Origin of the sequence: Bradyrhizobium sp. USDA 327, assembly GCF_041262065.1 — a bacterium.
GTDB lineage: Bacteria > Pseudomonadota > Alphaproteobacteria > Rhizobiales > Xanthobacteraceae > Bradyrhizobium > Bradyrhizobium liaoningense.
On sequence record NZ_JBGCCW010000001.1, the window covers coordinates 6,726,975 to 6,742,567 of the forward strand.

General features: G+C 65.9%; 15 protein-coding genes. 11 read left to right on the plus strand and 4 right to left on the minus strand.

Features of this window, described 5'->3' with window-relative positions:
- Positions 1 to 15 precede the first annotated feature (15 nt).
- From ABIA42_RS31815 to ABIA42_RS31850, 8 genes are read left to right on the plus strand one after another with little or no spacing between them, the layout of a single operon-like run.
- Positions 16 to 723 carry a GntR family transcriptional regulator gene (locus tag ABIA42_RS31815; protein ID WP_370117712.1) on the plus strand — a complete coding sequence of 236 codons (708 nt, stop codon included), beginning with the start codon at positions 16 to 18 and terminating at the stop codon, positions 721 to 723.
- A gap of 47 nt (positions 724 to 770) precedes the next feature.
- A complete protein-coding gene (locus ABIA42_RS31820; protein ID WP_370117709.1) occupies positions 771 to 1,733 on the plus strand; it encodes an ABC transporter substrate-binding protein in 963 nt (320 codons plus the stop codon).
- A 6-nt stretch (positions 1,734 to 1,739) separates the two neighbouring features.
- Complete coding sequence (locus ABIA42_RS31825; protein ID WP_028178795.1) at positions 1,740 to 2,495, plus strand: ABC transporter permease; 756 nt, start codon at positions 1,740 to 1,742, stop codon at positions 2,493 to 2,495.
- Complete coding sequence (locus tag ABIA42_RS31830) at positions 2,474 to 3,280, plus strand: ABC transporter ATP-binding protein (RefSeq protein ID WP_370117706.1); 807 nt, start codon at positions 2,474 to 2,476, stop codon at positions 3,278 to 3,280. The genes ABIA42_RS31825 and ABIA42_RS31830 overlap by 22 nt, the downstream gene beginning before the upstream one ends.
- Positions 3,281 to 3,287: 7 nt before the next feature.
- Positions 3,288 to 4,097: an ABC transporter permease gene (locus ABIA42_RS31835; RefSeq protein ID WP_370117703.1), complete on the plus strand. Its 810-nt coding sequence runs from the start codon at positions 3,288 to 3,290 to the stop codon at positions 4,095 to 4,097.
- 9 nt (positions 4,098 to 4,106) lie between these two features.
- Positions 4,107 to 4,766 (plus strand): polysaccharide deacetylase family protein, encoded by a 660-nt coding sequence (locus tag ABIA42_RS31840; protein WP_271527663.1) that lies wholly within the window; start codon positions 4,107 to 4,109, stop codon positions 4,764 to 4,766.
- A 3-nt stretch (positions 4,767 to 4,769) separates the two neighbouring features.
- Positions 4,770 to 5,639: a fumarylacetoacetate hydrolase family protein gene (locus tag ABIA42_RS31845; protein WP_370117700.1), complete on the plus strand. Its 870-nt coding sequence runs from the start codon at positions 4,770 to 4,772 to the stop codon at positions 5,637 to 5,639.
- A gap of 52 nt (positions 5,640 to 5,691) precedes the next feature.
- The gene (locus ABIA42_RS31850; protein WP_271527661.1) at positions 5,692 to 6,735 is read left to right on the plus strand and encodes a uroporphyrinogen decarboxylase family protein; all 1,044 of its coding nucleotides are present in this window, start codon (positions 5,692 to 5,694) and stop codon (positions 6,733 to 6,735) included.
- Positions 6,736 to 6,866: 131 nt separating this feature from the next.
- Here ABIA42_RS31850 and ABIA42_RS31855 read toward each other — a convergent pair whose 3' ends face one another.
- Both ABIA42_RS31855 and ABIA42_RS31860 read right to left on the minus strand, forming a co-directional pair.
- Positions 6,867 to 8,123 (minus strand): Spy/CpxP family protein refolding chaperone, encoded by a 1,257-nt coding sequence (locus tag ABIA42_RS31855; protein ID WP_370123828.1) that lies wholly within the window; start codon positions 8,121 to 8,123, stop codon positions 6,867 to 6,869.
- A gap of 247 nt (positions 8,124 to 8,370) precedes the next feature.
- Positions 8,371 to 9,384: a LysM peptidoglycan-binding domain-containing protein gene (locus ABIA42_RS31860; RefSeq protein WP_370117697.1), complete on the minus strand. Its 1,014-nt coding sequence runs from the start codon at positions 9,382 to 9,384 to the stop codon at positions 8,371 to 8,373.
- Between the two features lie 182 nt (positions 9,385 to 9,566).
- On the opposite strand from ABIA42_RS31860, the gene ABIA42_RS31865 reads away from it, so the two are divergent.
- Complete coding sequence (locus ABIA42_RS31865) at positions 9,567 to 10,259, plus strand: hypothetical protein (protein WP_271527659.1); 693 nt, start codon at positions 9,567 to 9,569, stop codon at positions 10,257 to 10,259.
- A gap of 94 nt (positions 10,260 to 10,353) precedes the next feature.
- Positions 10,354 to 13,017 carry an EAL domain-containing protein gene (locus tag ABIA42_RS31870; protein ID WP_370117694.1) on the plus strand — a complete coding sequence of 888 codons (2,664 nt, stop codon included), beginning with the start codon at positions 10,354 to 10,356 and terminating at the stop codon, positions 13,015 to 13,017.
- Between the two features lie 115 nt (positions 13,018 to 13,132).
- On the opposite strand, the gene ABIA42_RS31875 is transcribed toward ABIA42_RS31870, so the two are convergent.
- Positions 13,133 to 13,270: a hypothetical protein gene (locus tag ABIA42_RS31875; RefSeq protein WP_370117691.1), complete on the minus strand. Its 138-nt coding sequence runs from the start codon at positions 13,268 to 13,270 to the stop codon at positions 13,133 to 13,135.
- An 81-nt stretch (positions 13,271 to 13,351) separates the two neighbouring features.
- Positions 13,352 to 14,398 (minus strand): trans-aconitate 2-methyltransferase, encoded by a 1,047-nt coding sequence (locus ABIA42_RS31880; protein ID WP_271527657.1) that lies wholly within the window; start codon positions 14,396 to 14,398, stop codon positions 13,352 to 13,354.
- Between the two features lie 136 nt (positions 14,399 to 14,534).
- Here ABIA42_RS31880 and ABIA42_RS31885 point away from each other — a divergent pair, with 136 nt between their 5' ends.
- Positions 14,535 to 15,581 carry a GlxA family transcriptional regulator gene (locus ABIA42_RS31885; RefSeq protein WP_271527656.1) on the plus strand — a complete coding sequence of 349 codons (1,047 nt, stop codon included), beginning with the start codon at positions 14,535 to 14,537 and terminating at the stop codon, positions 15,579 to 15,581.
- Positions 15,582 to 15,593 lie beyond the last annotated feature (12 nt).

Sequence of the window (15,593 nt, forward strand, 5' to 3'; positions counted from 1 at the left end):
CCGCTTCAGTTCGATATGTCCGGAAACCCCGGCGATGGTCCGCGCAGCCTGACGTCGGCGCTGCATGAGCGGTTGCGCGCCGATATCCTGGCGACGCGGCTGCTGCCAGGTCAGAAGCTGCATATCGCCGGCCTCGCCAAGCAGTTTTCGGTGAGCCTTGCCGCCGTCCGCGAGGCTCTGTCCCGCCTCGTCGCCGACGGCCTCGTGCAGGCCTCGGACCAGCGCGGCTTCCGCGTGAGCCCGGTGTCGCTCGCCGATCTCGCCGATGTGACACAGACCCGGATCGACATCGAGGGTCTCGCGCTGCGTCGTTCGATCGAGCGGGGCGATGACGCTTGGCTCGCGTCGGTGAAGTCGACCTGGGCGGATCTGAAAGCCGTCCCCTATCACTACCCCGATGATCCGACCGTGCATTACGAGGAATGGGTGATCCGTCACCGCATTTTCCATCGCGCGCTGGTCAACGCCTGCGGCTCGCCATGGCTGCTCGGCTTCCGCGACGTGCTGCACGAGCAGAGCGAGAGATATCGGCGTCTGTCGATCCGACGCGAGCTCGGCGGCAAGCCGCGCGACGTCGAGGCCGAGCACGAGGCGATCGTCGCTGCCGTGCTGAAGCGCGATGCGGATGCGGCAGTTCGCGCCTTGTCAAAGCATTTCGGCATCACCAAGGAATTCGTCGAGCTCGCCGCCTCGCGCATTGCGGAGGTGAGCCGCACGACCTGACGATCCCTAGAAATTCGACACAAAAAAAGAGAGACCGGGAGGAAACAATGAAGATCAATCGCCGTCACGCGTTCATGTCGCTCGTTGCCGCCGCAATTTTCGCCGGCCCCGCGAGCGCCGCCGACACCATTCGCGTCGGCCTGCCCACGAAAACATACTGGCCGACGACGATCGCCGAGACCGCCGTGCGGCAAAAGCTGTTCGAGAAGGAAGGCATCAAGGCCGAGCTGACCATCTATCGCAGCGGCGCGGAGACGTTCGAAGGCATGGCCGCAGGCGCGGCCGACATCATCCTCGATCCGCCATCGCTGGTCTCCGCCGGCCGCAAGAAGGGCGTGATGTCGCGTATCGTCGCCAATGCCGCGATGGGCAATTTCGGCTGGCAGCTGATGGTGCCGACCAAATCGACGCTCGACGTCAAGGACCTCAACGGCAAGAAGGTGGCGATCACCGCGGCCGGCTCGGGCTCGGACCTGCTTGCGCTGTGGACCATCCAGGACAAGAAGATCGACTTCACGCGCGTCCCCGTCGGCGGCGGCGGCCTGGTGCCGAACCTTTTGGCCGGCAATGTCGAGGCCGCCGTGGTCTATTCGCCGCTGAGCTTCCAGATCTCGAAATCAGGCGAAGCCAGGACCATCCTGGATTACGCGACCGCGGTTCCGCCCAACCTCACCGCGGGCTGGATCGTGCTCGACAAGTTCGCCGAGGCCAAGCCTCAGCTGGTGCAGAAGGCGGTGAACGCCCTCTACGGCGCGGTCGCGTTCATGCGCGCCAATCGCGACGTCACCGTCAAGCTGATCGCCGAACTCTACGAAATGCCGCCGGAGATCGCCGCTCTCGAATACGACAACACGATCATGAAGCTCGAGACCAGCGGCGACATGGGCGCGGCCAATGTGAGCGCGGCGGTGCAGCTCTCGCTCGACCTCGCCAAGCTCGGCGGGCTCAAGGACATCGTGCCGGTCGAGGACGTGATCTCGACCAAGTTCAAGCCCGTCCCGACCAAGTAGTCGGCGATGCAGAGCACGCTTGCCATCAACCTCGCGCGGATCGCGATCATCGTCGCGATCCTGGCGCTGTGGGAGGTGCTGTCGCGCACCGGCATCGTCAATCCGCGCCTGCTGCCGTCGGCGTCCGACACGTTCGTGACGCTCGGCGATCTCCTGCAGCGCGCGGCCGTGCAGAAGGACCTGATGGTGACCGCGACCGAGGTGCTGGCCGCGTTCGCGCTGGCCGTGCCGTTCGGCGCGGTGATCGGCTTTCTGGTGGCGGAGAACCGCTACTTCGCCGATGTCGCCAAGCCGCTGCTGTTCTTCGCCTTCAGCATCCCGAAATCGATCTTCCTGCCGATGTTCATCCTCGTGTTCGGCGTCGGCTTTGCCCAGAAGGTCGGCTTCGGCTTCTTCTCCACGATCTTCATCGTGATCATGTCGACCACCACGGCGGTGGAGTCGGTCAAGGTCGAGCATCTGACGGTGGCGCGCTCCTACGGCGCCACGCCGATGCAGACGGCGTTCCGCGTCTACCTGCCGAGCATGCTGCCGGTGCTGCTGGAAGCGCTCAGGATCTCCATGATCTTCAACCTCACCGGCGTGATCCTCGCCGAGATGTACGCCTCGCGCGACGGCATCGGACACCAGATCGCGACCTGGGGCGAGAATTTCCAGATGAAGCAGCTCCTCGCCGGCGTCGTGATGGTCGCCGCGATCGCCATGACCTTCAACGAACTTGTCAGATGGGTGGAAACGCGATGCAGCCATTGGCGAACGTGACCCCGCTCAAGCCCGCCGCGCGCGCCGGCGCGATCGAGGTGAAGAATGTCGGCCAGGTGTTCAAGACCCGGTCGCAGGACGTCGTCGCGCTGGAGGACGTCTCGCTCGAGGTCAAGCCCGGCCGCTTCGTCGTACTGGTCGGTCCGAGCGGCTGCGGCAAGTCGACTCTTTTGATGATGATGGCGGGGCTGCGCCAGCAGACCGCCGGCACCATCACGATCAGCGGTGCGCCGATCCTGCAGCCTGACCCCGACAGGGTCGGCGTGGTGTTCCAGGAGGCGAGCCTGTTTCCGTGGCTGACGGCGGAGGACAATGTCGAGTTTCCGCTGGCGTTGCGGGGTGTCCCCAAGGCTGAACGGCGAGCCAAGGCGCAGGATGCGCTGAAGCTGGTCGGGCTCGACGGCTTCGGCAAACGTCATCCGCACGAGCTGTCTGGCGGCATGAAGCAGCGCGTCTCGATCGCGCGCGGGCTGGTGCAGGACCCGCCGGTGCTGCTGATGGACGAGCCGTTCGCAGCGCTCGACGAACAGACGCGCATGACCATGGGCGACGAGCTCTTGCGCATCTGGGCCGCGACCGGCAAGACGGTCGTGTTCGTCACGCACAGCCTGACCGAAGCCGTCTATCTCGCCGACGAGGTGATCGTCATGTCGGCACGGCCCGGCCGCATCGTGGACCATCTCCAGGTCCAGCTGCCGCGGCCGCGCACCTACGAGATGCTGAGCGGCGATGCCTTCGGGAGCTTGCGGGACCGCATCTGGCGGCACATCCGCAAATCGGCGTGAGGCGGAGATGAGTGCCAGGATAAGCGCGAAGACGCTGCGACATCTGATCGTGATCGGCCTGATCGCGCTGTGGGAGCTGTTGCCGCGCGCCGGGCTGATCCCGGAACTATTCCTGCCGTCGCTGTCGTCCACGTTGATGGCGGGATGGACCGACGCCGGCGAATACGGTCATGCGCTCGCTGTCACCCTCTACGAGGTCGTGGTCTCCATGGCGTTCGCCTGCGGCGGCGGCATCCTGCTCGGCGCCATCGTCGGCAGCCTGCCGCGTCCGCGCGTGCTGATCATGCCGATGGTGTCGAGCCTCTATGCGGTGCCGCTCGTGATCCTCTATCCCGTCTTCACCGTGTGGCTCGGCATCGGCTCCGAATCCAAGATCGCATTCGCCTCGATCTACGGCTTCCTGCCGACGATGCTCGCCACTGCCGCCGGCATCCAGACCATCGATCCGCAACTCCTGCTCGCAGCCCGCAGCATGGGCGCGACCCTGAGCCAGCGGCTGGTCCGCGTCATCATCCCGGCGGCAATCCCGACGGTGCTGTCGGGTCTGCGCGTCGGCGGTGCGCTGGTCATCGTCGGCGTCGTCGTCTCGGAGATGCTGATCTCCTCGGCGGGCATCGGCTACCTGATCTCGCGCTACCGGACAATCCTCGACAGCCCGCACGTGTTCGCAGGCGTGCTCCTCGTGCTGTTTCTTGCGATCGGCTTCAACGCCGTGATCCGGTGGATCGAGCGCAAGGCGGCGATCTGGCAGACCGGCACCCGCGCCGGTCAGGCCAACGACGACATCGCCTCTGGCGCGATGCAGCCGGCGACCTGAGGTACTCGCGTGTACGACTTGACCCTGACGTTCGACAACGGTCCCGACCCTGACGTGACGCCACGCGTGCTCGACATTCTCGGCGAACGCGGGATCAAGACCACCTTCTTCGTCATCGGCGAGAAGCTCGCCGATCCCGAGCGGCGCCGCCTTGCGGAGCGTGCACACCGCGAAGGGCACTGGATCGGCAATCACACCTTTACGCATAGCATTCCGCTCGGCGAGCAATCGGGGCGCGATACCGCAGAGAGCGAGATCGGACGCACGCAAGTCGCGATTGGCGATCTCGCACATCCGCAGCGCTGGTTCCGGCCGTTCGGTGGCGGCGGCAATCTGGACAAGCGGCTGCTCAAGCCGTCCGTCGTCGACCATCTCGCGCGCAAAAAACACAGCTGCGTGCTCTGGAATTCCATTCCGCGCGACTGGGACGACCCCGAGGGCTGGACCGAGCGCGCCCTCGACCAGTGCAGCCGGCAACCCTGGACGCTGATGGTGCTGCACGATCTGCCGACCAGCGCCATGGACCACCTGGAGCAATTCCTCGACCGCGCCGAGGTCGCCGGCGCGCGCCTCCGCCAAGATTTCCCGCCGCAATGCGTTCCGATCCGCAGCGGCGAGATCGCGCTTCCGATCAACGACTATGTTTCCTCCATCGAAGAGAGTGTTTGACCAATGAAAGTCGCAAGCTTCACGATCGCCGGCACTGCCAGCTATGGCATCGTCACCGACAAAGGCGTCATCGATGCCGGCAAGCGGATGAAGTCCTATCCGACCTTGAAGGCGCTGCTCGCGAAGGGGGAGCTCGACGAGTTGAAGCAACTCGCCGGCGAGAAGCCCGACTACGCGTTGCAGGATGTCGTGCTGCTGCCGACCATTCCCGATCCCGACAAGATCTTCTGCATCGGCGTCAACTACGCCACGCATCTGGCCGAGAGCGGCCATCCGACGCCGGCGCATCCGATGATCTTCACCCGCTTCGCCAACAGCCAGGTCGGCCATGGCCAGTCGATGATCCGGCCGCTGGAATCCGAACGTTTCGACTATGAGGGCGAAATGGCCGTCATCATCGGCAAGGCCGGCCGCCGCATCTCGCGTGAGGCTGCGCTCAGCCATGTCGCCGGCTATGCCTGCTACAATGACGGCAGCATCCGCGACTGGCAGCGGCACACCTCGCAATTCGCGCCGGGCAAGAATTTTGCCGGCACCGGCGGCTTCGGGCCCTGGATGGTCACGACCGACGAGTTGACCGATATCGCAAAGCAGACGCTGATCACCCGGCTCAACGGCGTCGAAGTGCAGAAGGCTCCGATCTCCGATCTCGTCTTCGACGTGCCGGCCCTGATCGCCTATTGCTCGACCTTCACCGAGCTGGTGCCCGGCGACGTGATCGTCACCGGCACGACCGGCGGCGTCGGCGCCTATCGCACGCCACCGTTGTGGATGAAGGGCGGTGACGTCGTCGAAATCGAGATCTCCGGCATCGGCATCCTGCGCAATCCCGTCAAGGACGAGGGATCGGCCGCGGCAACGCGCGCGGCCTGAACAGCCGCGCTCAACAACGACAAGCCTCGACAACAAGAAGAAGGAGAACCCCATGCCCATGCCGACGCACATCCTGCCGACCACCGTGGTCGGCAGCTATCCGCAGCCGGAATGGCTGGTGAATCGCGCCATGCTGTCGAAGGTGGTGCCGCGCACACGCCTGCACGACATGTGGCGGTTGCCGCCGGAACACCTGGAAGAAGCCCAGGACGATGCCACCATCGTCGCGATCCGCGACATGGAGCGCGCCGGCATCGACATCGTGACCGACGGCGAAATCCGCCGAGAGAGTTACTCCAATCGCTTCGCCACCGCGCTCGACGGCATCGACGGGGACAATCCCGCGATGATCGTGGCGCGCACCGGCAACACCCAGACGCCGGTGCCGCGCGTCGTCGGTCCTGTGAGGCGCAAAGGCCCGGTCGAACTGCATGACATGCAGTTCCTGCGCAAGAACACGGAACGAGCGGCGAAGATCACCCTTCCCGGCCCGTTCACGATGAGCCAGCAGGCCAAGAACGAGTACTACAAGGACGAGGAAGAGCTCGCGATGGCTCTCGCCGAGGCCGTCAATGCCGAGGCGCTCGATCTGCAAAAGGCCGGCGCCGACGTGATCCAGCTCGACGAGCCCTGGGTGCGCAACAATCCGGAGCTCGCCAAGCGCTATGCCGTCAAGGCGATCAATCGCGCGCTGCAAGGGATCACGGTGCCCACCGTGGTGCATCTCTGCTTTGGCTATGCTGCGGTCGTGCCGGGCTCGAACAAGCCGGCCGGCTATTCCTTCCTGGCCGAGCTCGACGACACCACCGCCGACCAGATTTCGATCGAGGCGGCGCAGCCGAAGCTCGACCTCGGCGTGCTCAAGGACCTGTCGTCGAAGAAGATCATGCTCGGCGTGCTCGACCTCGCGGATCCCGCGATCGAGAGCGTCGATACCGTCGCCGAGCGCATCCGCAACGGGCTGAAATATGTCTCACCGGATCGTCTCGTACCGGCACCAGATTGCGGCATGAAATACATGCCGCGTGCGACTGCGTTCGGGAAGCTGAAGGCCATGTGCGACGCAGCGGCGAAGGTTCGGCGGGAGGTCGGCTAAAGCGCGATGCGATGAGGATGAATCGTCATCGCGCTTTAGATTGTTGTTTCAACATGATCTTTTCGGAAAACCGCTGCGCACTTTTCCGGATCATGCTTGGCAGCTCTCGCGCGAGCGTCTCCGCGTCGCCCTCACGCCCCCCGCTTCGGCCCGATCGCCTCGAACCCGGCCTTCTGCTCGTCGCTCAAATCCGCCTCGAAATCGTCGAGCGCATCGGTGACATCGCCCACGGCTTGCAGCATCGTCTGCAGCCGCGCCTTCACGGCCGGGAGACGGGTTTGCGGTGTCGCAGCGGGCTCTGTCGGGCAGGCGCTGAGCGTCTGCATGCTGCGCAGGGTGGTGTCCTGGAGCACCTCGAGGCGGGCGCGGGCCACCTCGTCGAGGTGAAGCGTGGACGCAATGTCGTTTGCGGGCCATTGCTGCTGGACGAGCTGCTCGTATTGGCGCTGCGCCTTTTCGTCATAGCGGGGATCGTAGTCGGGGTGGCAGGCGGCGACTGCCTGCGCGTCCTTGCGCTGAACCGCGGCAAGCGCGGCGCGACGCTCGTTGGCAAGGGCATCGAGCCTGGCCTTCTGGTCGTCATTGAGGAGACCGACGAATTTCGCCAGCGGCGCTTCGATCGTCTCCGTTGCCTTGATCATGGCCTCGAGGCGCTCGCGCATCAGGCCGAGGCGCTCCGACGCATTCACGGGGACCTGCGCCGGGCAGGCGGTGCGGATGGTGTCGCGCGCCGCACTCCAGGCGGATGCGAGCTCGTCAAGCGCGGTGCGCTGCAACTCGTTCGGTGTCACGGCCGCGGCGATGCGGTCGACCCGGAGGCCGCCGGTGTCGCTGGCCTCGCAGAGCGTCTCCGCCGTCGGAACCCTTCGTCCGCGCCGGCTTTGCGGCGCGGTGTAGGCGGCGAGCTCCGTCGCCGCGTAGGGCGAGAAGATCGCGGCATAGATGTCGCCATAGCCGTAGAACGAGAGGCTGGTGGAGTCGCCGAACATGATCGCGGTGGTGAGATCGTCATGCGCGAATGGCCAGAACACCGGGCCGACCCAGCCGTAGCTGCCGTCGGGATGGCGCCACCAACCCTGCGGGCGTCGGCCGCCATGCCAGCCCGATAGCGCGGCCTGCGCCGTGAGCGCAGCACGCAGGACGTAAGGATTGGATAGCTGGCCGCGCTCGGCCCCGCGCGGATCTTGCGACCTCAGCGCAGCGGAGCGGTATCTGCTGCCGCGCACGGCCATGCGGGAGTGGCGCAGCCGCGACAGGCCGAGCATGTGGCCGACCGCGAAGCGTGCAACGCCAAGCGGACCGCCGCGCAATCCGAACTGCGCCTCCGCCTTATTGGGCAGCAACACTGCCGCAATCACGAGGGTCGCGCCGGCCAGTGCCAATCCCATGCGTCCCGACTTGATCGCTGACCTGACCACCTCGGCCTCCTCCCAGCGCCAAGCGCAATGCGTCGCAGCACAATGACGCGCAAGGGAACCGATTGTTCCGGAGAGACACAGGGCACAGCGTCGCGGGCGACCGCTCACCCTGCCCGTAGACAGGCAATTGTATCCGAGAAGCGGATTGCCTGCGGCCCAACGTTCAAGACGCCCGATTGGGCAGGGGTTGGGCGGGGGAAGAGGACCGAGCGTGCCCTCACTCCGCCTTTTGCGGCATCACGAAAGTCTGGCCGGGATAGATCAGATTGGGGTTGTTGATCTTGTCGCGGTTGGCCTTGAAGATCACCGCGTAACGGGCGCCGTCACCGTAGGCGAGCCGGCTCAGAGCCCACAGACTGTCGCCACGGGCAATGACCCGGCTGCCGCCGGACTGCGCCGGCGCAGTGGTGAGCACGTCCGCCGGCGAGGCCGATGCGACCGTGTTGGCCGCCGGCGCACGCGCCAGCACCTTGGGCTTCGGCGCGCCGATCAGCCTCGGCCGGGCCGCCTGCCTGTCAGGCACTGAAGCCAGGCGCGGCGAGGCCGATGGCAGGGCGGCCACGACATCCGGCTTGTCGTCGGGCTTCTCGGCCTGCTTCGGCTCCTGTCCTGCATCTTGCCTCGCGGCCGGTGCGGGCCGCGGCGCCGCCGCGGCGATGGTCACCGGCATGGTCCGGCCGGACTCCGTCACCGTGCCGTCCGGTGCCTTGGCCCGGAGCGTCAATTCATAGGAACCGGAGGGAAGCTGCGGCGGGGTCATGACGAACTGGCCCGAGGCGTCCGCGACGACGCTATCGAGCGGCCTGCCGTCGCGCAGCAGCTCGACCCTTGCCCCCGGCGTGGCGCGGCCCGCGATCACCGCCGCCTCGCCGTGATCGTCGACGCGGGCGACGTCGAAACGAGGGCCGCTATCCGCAACCGCCGGCGGCGGCTTGACCGGCGCGAGATCGGCGAGCGCGGCCGTGACCTGGTTCTGCGTCTCGGCCAGCGCGCCCGCCTTCGGTCCGGAGGCCGGGGCCGGCGGCGAGCCGCCGGCGAGCTTTGGCTGTTCCGGCTTGAGCTCGGCCTTGGCCTCAGCTTTGGGTTCGGGCTTGGCCCCCGGCTTGGCGGCGACGGCGGTCTCCGTCCCGGACGGCAACAGGCGGCGCAGCTCGGTCGGGCCGATCACCAGTGCGGTGCCGGCCAGCGCGAGCAGACAGAGGGCAATGAGGGCCTTGGACGCGGTAATCATCTGAAAAGGACCTTGGGTGGCAAATCAGCCGAGGCCGGCAAAGTGCGCCGATTTGGCTGCGGCAGCAAGACGGTCGATGGGATGATAAGCCTCCGTCCCAGCGCCCGGGATGAACCGGCGTCACCCCGCCGGCGTCCAATCGTCCGAGGCCGCAGCGCGGCATTTCTTCAAGGAATTTTCCCGTGGCCGTATTTCGCCGTCCCGCCCGATGGCTGGCGCTGGTCCTGACGATGGCCGCTTCACCCTCACGTGCTGCCTCCGGCCCGCCGCCCGGCTTCACCCTCTCCGACAACACGGATCTCGCCTTCACCTCGCCCGACGGCGCCACCAGGATCGAGCAGTACGTGAAGGAGAGCGAGGATTCCGACGTCAGGTGGCAGGCCTGGGCTCGGCACGGCGAAGAGATGACCGAGCTGAAGCCGGAGCAGACCTATCCGGCGGGCTTCCGTTTCACCGACGACTCGCGATGGCTGGTGCGGGTGCAGAAGACCGGCTCCGGCGAGCAGGACCTCTATCTCTACCATGTCGGGAAGGGAGCCGTCGTGAGTGCGACCAGGAAGTCGCTCAGCGATCTCGCCTGGGCCTATTTCCACAGCCGGTCCGACACGAAGAGGATGAAGCTCGACTACCACATCTCGGCCAATCTCGTGAAAGGCGCGGAGGATGGCTATCGCTGGCTCGGCGTCCGCTGGCCCAACAGCCGCTATCTCGTGATCTCGCTGTCGGGCGAGATGGACAAGCATCCGAAGAGCGTTGCCGTGAAGGGCCTCGCCGACTGGCGCTGCCGCTATGATCTCAAGACCGGCACTTTCGATGTGCCGTCGATATTCGCCAAGGCAAATGCGGAAGCGCTGCGATGGGAGATCAAGCGGTGAGCGCCAGCTGGCCTCCGATTTATGTTTTCCTAACCTTTAATGGTAACGGGGTCTTGTCGGTTTTGCTGCATCTTGCATCCCACGGGAGGGCTGGATGGGCGCATCGATCCGATGGACCGCGCGAATGCGCGCGTTGCTCCGCCGTTGGCGCGGGGCGCCGCTGACGTGGCTGATCATCGGCGGCTTCGTGCTGATGGCCGCAACCGCCATCGGCACCGCGCTCACCGTCGACCGCTTCCGGCAGAATGCGATCGAGAGCGGCCGCGACAGCCTGGAAAACTCCGTCCGCATGCTGGCCCGGCATTTCGACCGCGAGTTCGAGGACTTTGCGGTGCTGCAGAAGAGCATCATCGCCGAGCTCGAGAGCCACGGCATCGAATCCGCTGAAATCTTCCGCAGCGAGATGGGCACGCTCGCCGTGCACGAGGTGCTGCGCGCCAAGGCCAGCGGCTGGTCCGACGTTGCTGGCGCCAATCTGTTCGATTCCAGGGGCCTGCTGATCAACTCGTCGCGGCAATGGCCGGTCGCCGACATCTCGGTCGCCGACCGCGGCTATTTCAACCGGCTCAAGAACGATCCCGCCTCGCAGGAAGAGGTAGAAGTCGTGCCCGGCCGGCTCGGCAGCGGACCGGCAATCGTGTTCGCGCGGCGCGTCTCCGGCCCGCACGGCGAATTCCTCGGGCTGGTCTCGCGTGCGATCGCGCCCGAACAGCTCGAATCCTTCTTCGCCTCGACCGGGCTCGGCGAGGAATCCTCGATCGCGATGCACCACCAGAACGGCCAGCTGCTCGCGCGCATTCCGCATGCGGATGCGATGATCGGGCAGAATTTCCGCAAGGGCACGCCGGAGCAGATGGCGGTGTTCGAGCGCACCTTCGTCACCACCCAGCTCGCAAGCCCGATCGACGGCAAGGACCGCATCGTCGCCTCGCGCCTGCTCGCGGGCGAGCCGCTGGTGGTGGTGGCAACCAGGTCGCTGGATGCGACGCTGGCGACCTGGCGCTCGCAGACGAAATTCTTCGTCACCATTGCGGTGCTGTCGACGGGCCTGCTGGTGCTCACGCTCTATCTGATCTTCCGCCAGATGACGAACCGGCTTTCGGTCGAGAAGCAACGGCTCGACACCGCGATGAACACGATGACGCAGGGGCTCCTGATGTTCGACCAGGACGAACGCCTGATCGTCTGCAACCGGCGCTACGTCGAGATGTACGGGCTGTCGGCCGAGGTGGTGAAGCCCGGCGCCCATTTCCGCGACGTGATCCGGCACCGCCGCGACACCGGCTCGTTCGAGGGCGACGTCGAGGCTTATTGCGACGGCATCCTGAGCAATGTCGGCCGGACCCAGAGCACCGTCGTCGAGACCGCCGACGGCCGCCTGATCGAGATCAAGAGCCAGCCCGCCGCCGCCGGCGGCTGGCTCGCCACCCATGACGACGTCACCGAGCGCATCCGCGCCGACGAGCGCATCGCCCATATGGCGCACTACGACGCGCTGACCGACCTTCCCAACCGCGTGCTGCTGCGCGGGCATTTGGAGCGCCGCATCGCCGAGCTCGGCCAGGGCAAGCCGTTCGCGATCCTCTACATCGACGTCGACGAGTTCAAGGGCGTCAACGATTCGCTGGGCCACGAGGTCGGCGACGAATTGCTGCGCCAGGTGGCGAGCCGCCTGCGCGCCTGCGTGAGCGGCAACGACATGGTCGCGCGGCTCGGCGGCGACGAGTTCGCCATCGTCAAGGCCGGAACGAACGACGCGGCCGAATTGACGGCGCTGGCGGAAACGATCCTCGGGGCGTTGCGCGCGCCGGTGAGCTGCAAGGGCCAGGACATCCCGACCGATGCCAGCATCGGCATCGCCATCGCGCCCGACCACGGCGACAATCTCGACGATCTGCTCAAGCGCGCCGATCTGGCGATGTATGCGGCGAAGTCGGAAGGGCGTCGCACCTTCCGCCTCTTTGCGCCCGAATACGACGCCAAGGCACGGCAGCGCCGGCAGCTCGAGCTCGATCTGCGTCACGCGCTCGTGCGTGGCGAATTCGAGGTGCACTATCAGCCGCTGGTCGACCTCGCGGCCAATGTGGTCACCGGTTGCGAGGCGCTGCTGCGCTGGCGCCACCCCGAGCGCGGCTTGGTCTCGCCCGCGGACTTCATTCCCGTTGCGGAAGACACCGGCCTGATCGGCGAGATCGGCGAATGGGTGCTGAAGCAGGCCTGCCTCGAAGCCGCCTCATGGCCCGGCCAGATTCACATCGCGGTCAACGTCTCCCCGGTCCAGTTCCGCTCGCGGACGCTGGCGCTCAAGGTCGCGGCCGCGCTCGCTGAGTCGGGGCTCGCACCGGGACGGCTCGAGCTCGAGATCACCGAGACCGTGCTTATCCGCGACGACGAGGAGGCACTGACGATCCTGCAGCAGCTGCGCGAGCTCGGCGTGCGCATCGCGCTCGACGATTTCGGCACCGGCTATTCCTCGCTGAGCTATCTGCACCGCTTCCCGTTCGACAAGATCAAGATCGACCGCAGCTTTATCAGCGACATCGGCGAGCCCGAGGACTCATCGCCGATCGTGCAGGCGGTGGTGCACATGGCCGCCGCCCGCCGCATGGCGACAACGGCCGAAGGCGTCGAGACCGAGGCCCAGCGCGAGGTGCTGCGTCAGCTCGGATGCAGCCAGATGCAGGGCTGGCTGTTCAGCCCGGCCGTGCCCGCGGCGAAGCTGAAGCAGCTGCTGGCGGCGCAGGCGGTTGCGGCCTAAAGCGCGATGCGATGAGGATGAATCGGCATCGCGCTCTAGGTTGTTGTTTAAGCATGATCCTTTCGGAAAACCGCTGCGCACTTTTCCGGATCATGCTTTGGCACGCCGGCATCATTCACGCCCCCGCGGTGACCGTCCGGAACGCGCGCCATCCGCGGCGGCCGAGCGCAGCCAGCCGCCTCCAGGACAGCCGGGACAGGCCGGCGACCAGCGAAGCGCGGGCGAGAAGGAGGTGGGAGATGATCTCAATCACGGCCGTTCTCGCCTCGCGTCCCCAGCGTGCGGCTGGACCGCGATCGCGCTGGTGCGCCTCGCGCAAGGACGTGCGCGGCCGTCATGGCCGCGCCTCAAGGATCATGTTGAAGGGCGATGCGGCAGGCTTGCCTATCTGCGCGAAGCCGCCTTGCCGCAACACCTGCGCGATGCGCTTTTCACCGGCCTGCGCCCCCAGCCCCAGACCGACGTCCTGGCTCAGCGACGTCGGAAGGCAGATGTGGGTGGAGCCGGCGTAATAGACCCGCCCGACCGGATTGAGATTGTCGGCCAGGCTGTCGCCCGCCGCCGGCTCGACCAGCATCAGGGTGCCGTCCTGCTTGAGCGCGGCACGAACGTGGCGGGCGGCGCCAACGGGGTCGCCCATGTCGTGCAGCGCATCGAACATCGTCACGAGATCGAAGCCCGATCCCGCGAAATCCTGGGCCTTTGCGACCTCGTACCGCAGATTGCGCGCACCGGAGCTCTCGGTCCGTGCGCAGTCGATCGAGGCCTCGTCGTAGTCGATGCCGATGAAGTCCGAATTCGGGAATGCTTCGGCCATGAGCCGGGTCGAATAGCCATGGCCGCAACCGACGTCTGCGACCTTGGCACCTCGCTCCAGCTTCTCGACGACGCCGTCGAGCGCAGGCAGCCATTCGGCGATCAGATGCGCGCGATAACCGGGCCGGAAGAAGCGGTCGACGCCGCAGGACATGCAATTGCAATGATCGCTCCAGCGCAGCCCCTTGCCGGTCTTGAACGCCTCGGCCAATCGCGGCTCGTCGTGATAGACCGCCGGCAGCAGGCTAAAGCCGCCAACCATCGCGACTGGACTGTTTTCATCCGCGAATACGGCCTTCTGCTCCGGTGTCATGCTGAACGTGTCGTTCGTCGCGTCGTAGCTCACGAAGCCGGAAGCCGCCTGTGCGGACAGCCATTCGCGAACGTAGCGTTCGTGAGTCCCCGTTCGGTCGGCCAGTTGGGCTGACGTCATCGGGCTTTCGGCCAGCGCGCGGAATAGTCCCAGTCGGTCGCCGAGGACGACGAGCGCCGCATTCGACGCAGCACCGAGTTCGTTGACGACCAATCCAAGCAGCTGCTCGAGCTTCCTCTCATCCAAGTTCATGTCTGGCTCCTCAGGGCGCGGAGATGCGCCGCCGAGGTGCGACATAGGGTGTCTGGACTCGCGGATGGAGAGGCAGAATAGTCAGTTTCGAGCCAATCGAGCCAGAGGCTGCAGAATGTCACGTGGACGTGTACGCGTGAGTATTCCCGTGTTCGCCGAATGCGATCCGTCGATCATCTACGGCGTATTCGACACGCTGTGGGGCGCGGGACGGATGTGGGACGGCGTCAAGGGTGGCACGCCGGAAGGCCTGTTCGAACCGCGGCTGGTGGGCGCCGAACCTGGCCCGATCACGCTGATCACCGGGGTCAGCATCCTGCCGCAGGACGTGGTCGATCACGTTGAATCGACCGACATCGTGTTCGTACCGAACGTGATCGTTACGGCAGAGACGGGCACCGCCGTGCTCGATCGCCGGCTCATCGCATGGATCAGGCGGATGCACGAAGCGGGCGCACAGCTGTACGGATCCTGCGGTGGATCCCTCGTGCTCGCCGAAGCCGGCCTGCTCGACGGATACGAGGCTACCACGCACTGGGTTTACGAGCCGGTGTTTCGAAAGCATTTCCCCAAGGTCAAGCTCCGCATGGAGCGCGTCCTGGTGCAGAACGGGCCCGGCCACAATCTCGTCTGCGGGGGCGGTGCATCATCCTGGCAGGATCTCGCGCTGCTGATCGTCGCGAAATACGGCGGTACGGAAGAGGCAATTCGCATCTCGAAGCTCTTTCTCTACCAGTGGCATCGCGAAGGACAATTGCCGTTCGCCTCGATGGTGCAGAACGTGGATCACGGCGACGGCGTGATCAGAAGGTGCCAGGACTACATCGCGCAAAACTACCAGCGGCAGGACCTCATTGCGGAGCTGGTGCATCACTCCGGATTGCCGAAGCGCTCATTCGATCGCCGCTTCCGGGCAGCGACCGGCTATTCGCCGCTCGCTTATGTGCAGACGCTGCGCATCGAGGAAGCCAAGCAACTGCTTGAGACGACGGAAACGGCCATCGAGGACATCTGCCGCGAGGTCGGCTACGAGGACGTGGCGTCCTTTCGTCGGTTGTTTCGAAAGCAGGCCGGCGTGTCACCGAAGGATTACCGGCGCAAGTTTCAGCTTCCCGACTACGTGACGGGATCGCGGCCCCAGACCTCCGGCACATCGGTCAGGCCACGGCGGGCTGCTGGCTGACGGCAAAAGGGA

Excerpts from the sequence above, each read along its gene's own strand:
- ABIA42_RS31815 (WP_370117712.1), top strand. The coding sequence starts at position 16 with ATGTCCGGAAACCCCGGCGATGGTCCGCGCAGCCTGACGTCGGCGCTG.
- ABIA42_RS31820 (WP_370117709.1), top strand. The coding sequence starts at position 771 with ATGAAGATCAATCGCCGTCACGCGTTCATGTCGCTCGTTGCCGCCGCA.
- ABIA42_RS31825 (WP_028178795.1), top strand. The coding sequence starts at position 1,740 with ATGCAGAGCACGCTTGCCATCAACCTCGCGCGGATCGCGATCATCGTC.
- ABIA42_RS31830 (WP_370117706.1), top strand. The coding sequence starts at position 2,474 with ATGCAGCCATTGGCGAACGTGACCCCGCTCAAGCCCGCCGCGCGCGCC.
- ABIA42_RS31835 (WP_370117703.1), top strand. The coding sequence starts at position 3,288 with ATGAGTGCCAGGATAAGCGCGAAGACGCTGCGACATCTGATCGTGATC.
- ABIA42_RS31845 (WP_370117700.1), top strand. The coding sequence starts at position 4,770 with ATGAAAGTCGCAAGCTTCACGATCGCCGGCACTGCCAGCTATGGCATC.
- ABIA42_RS31850 (WP_271527661.1), top strand. The coding sequence starts at position 5,692 with ATGCCCATGCCGACGCACATCCTGCCGACCACCGTGGTCGGCAGCTAT.
- ABIA42_RS31855 (WP_370123828.1), bottom strand. The coding sequence starts at position 8,123 with ATGGGATTGGCACTGGCCGGCGCGACCCTCGTGATTGCGGCAGTGTTG.
- ABIA42_RS31860 (WP_370117697.1), bottom strand. The coding sequence starts at position 9,384 with ATGATTACCGCGTCCAAGGCCCTCATTGCCCTCTGTCTGCTCGCGCTG.
- ABIA42_RS31870 (WP_370117694.1), top strand. The coding sequence starts at position 10,354 with ATGGGCGCATCGATCCGATGGACCGCGCGAATGCGCGCGTTGCTCCGC.
- ABIA42_RS31880 (WP_271527657.1), bottom strand. The coding sequence starts at position 14,398 with ATGAACTTGGATGAGAGGAAGCTCGAGCAGCTGCTTGGATTGGTCGTC.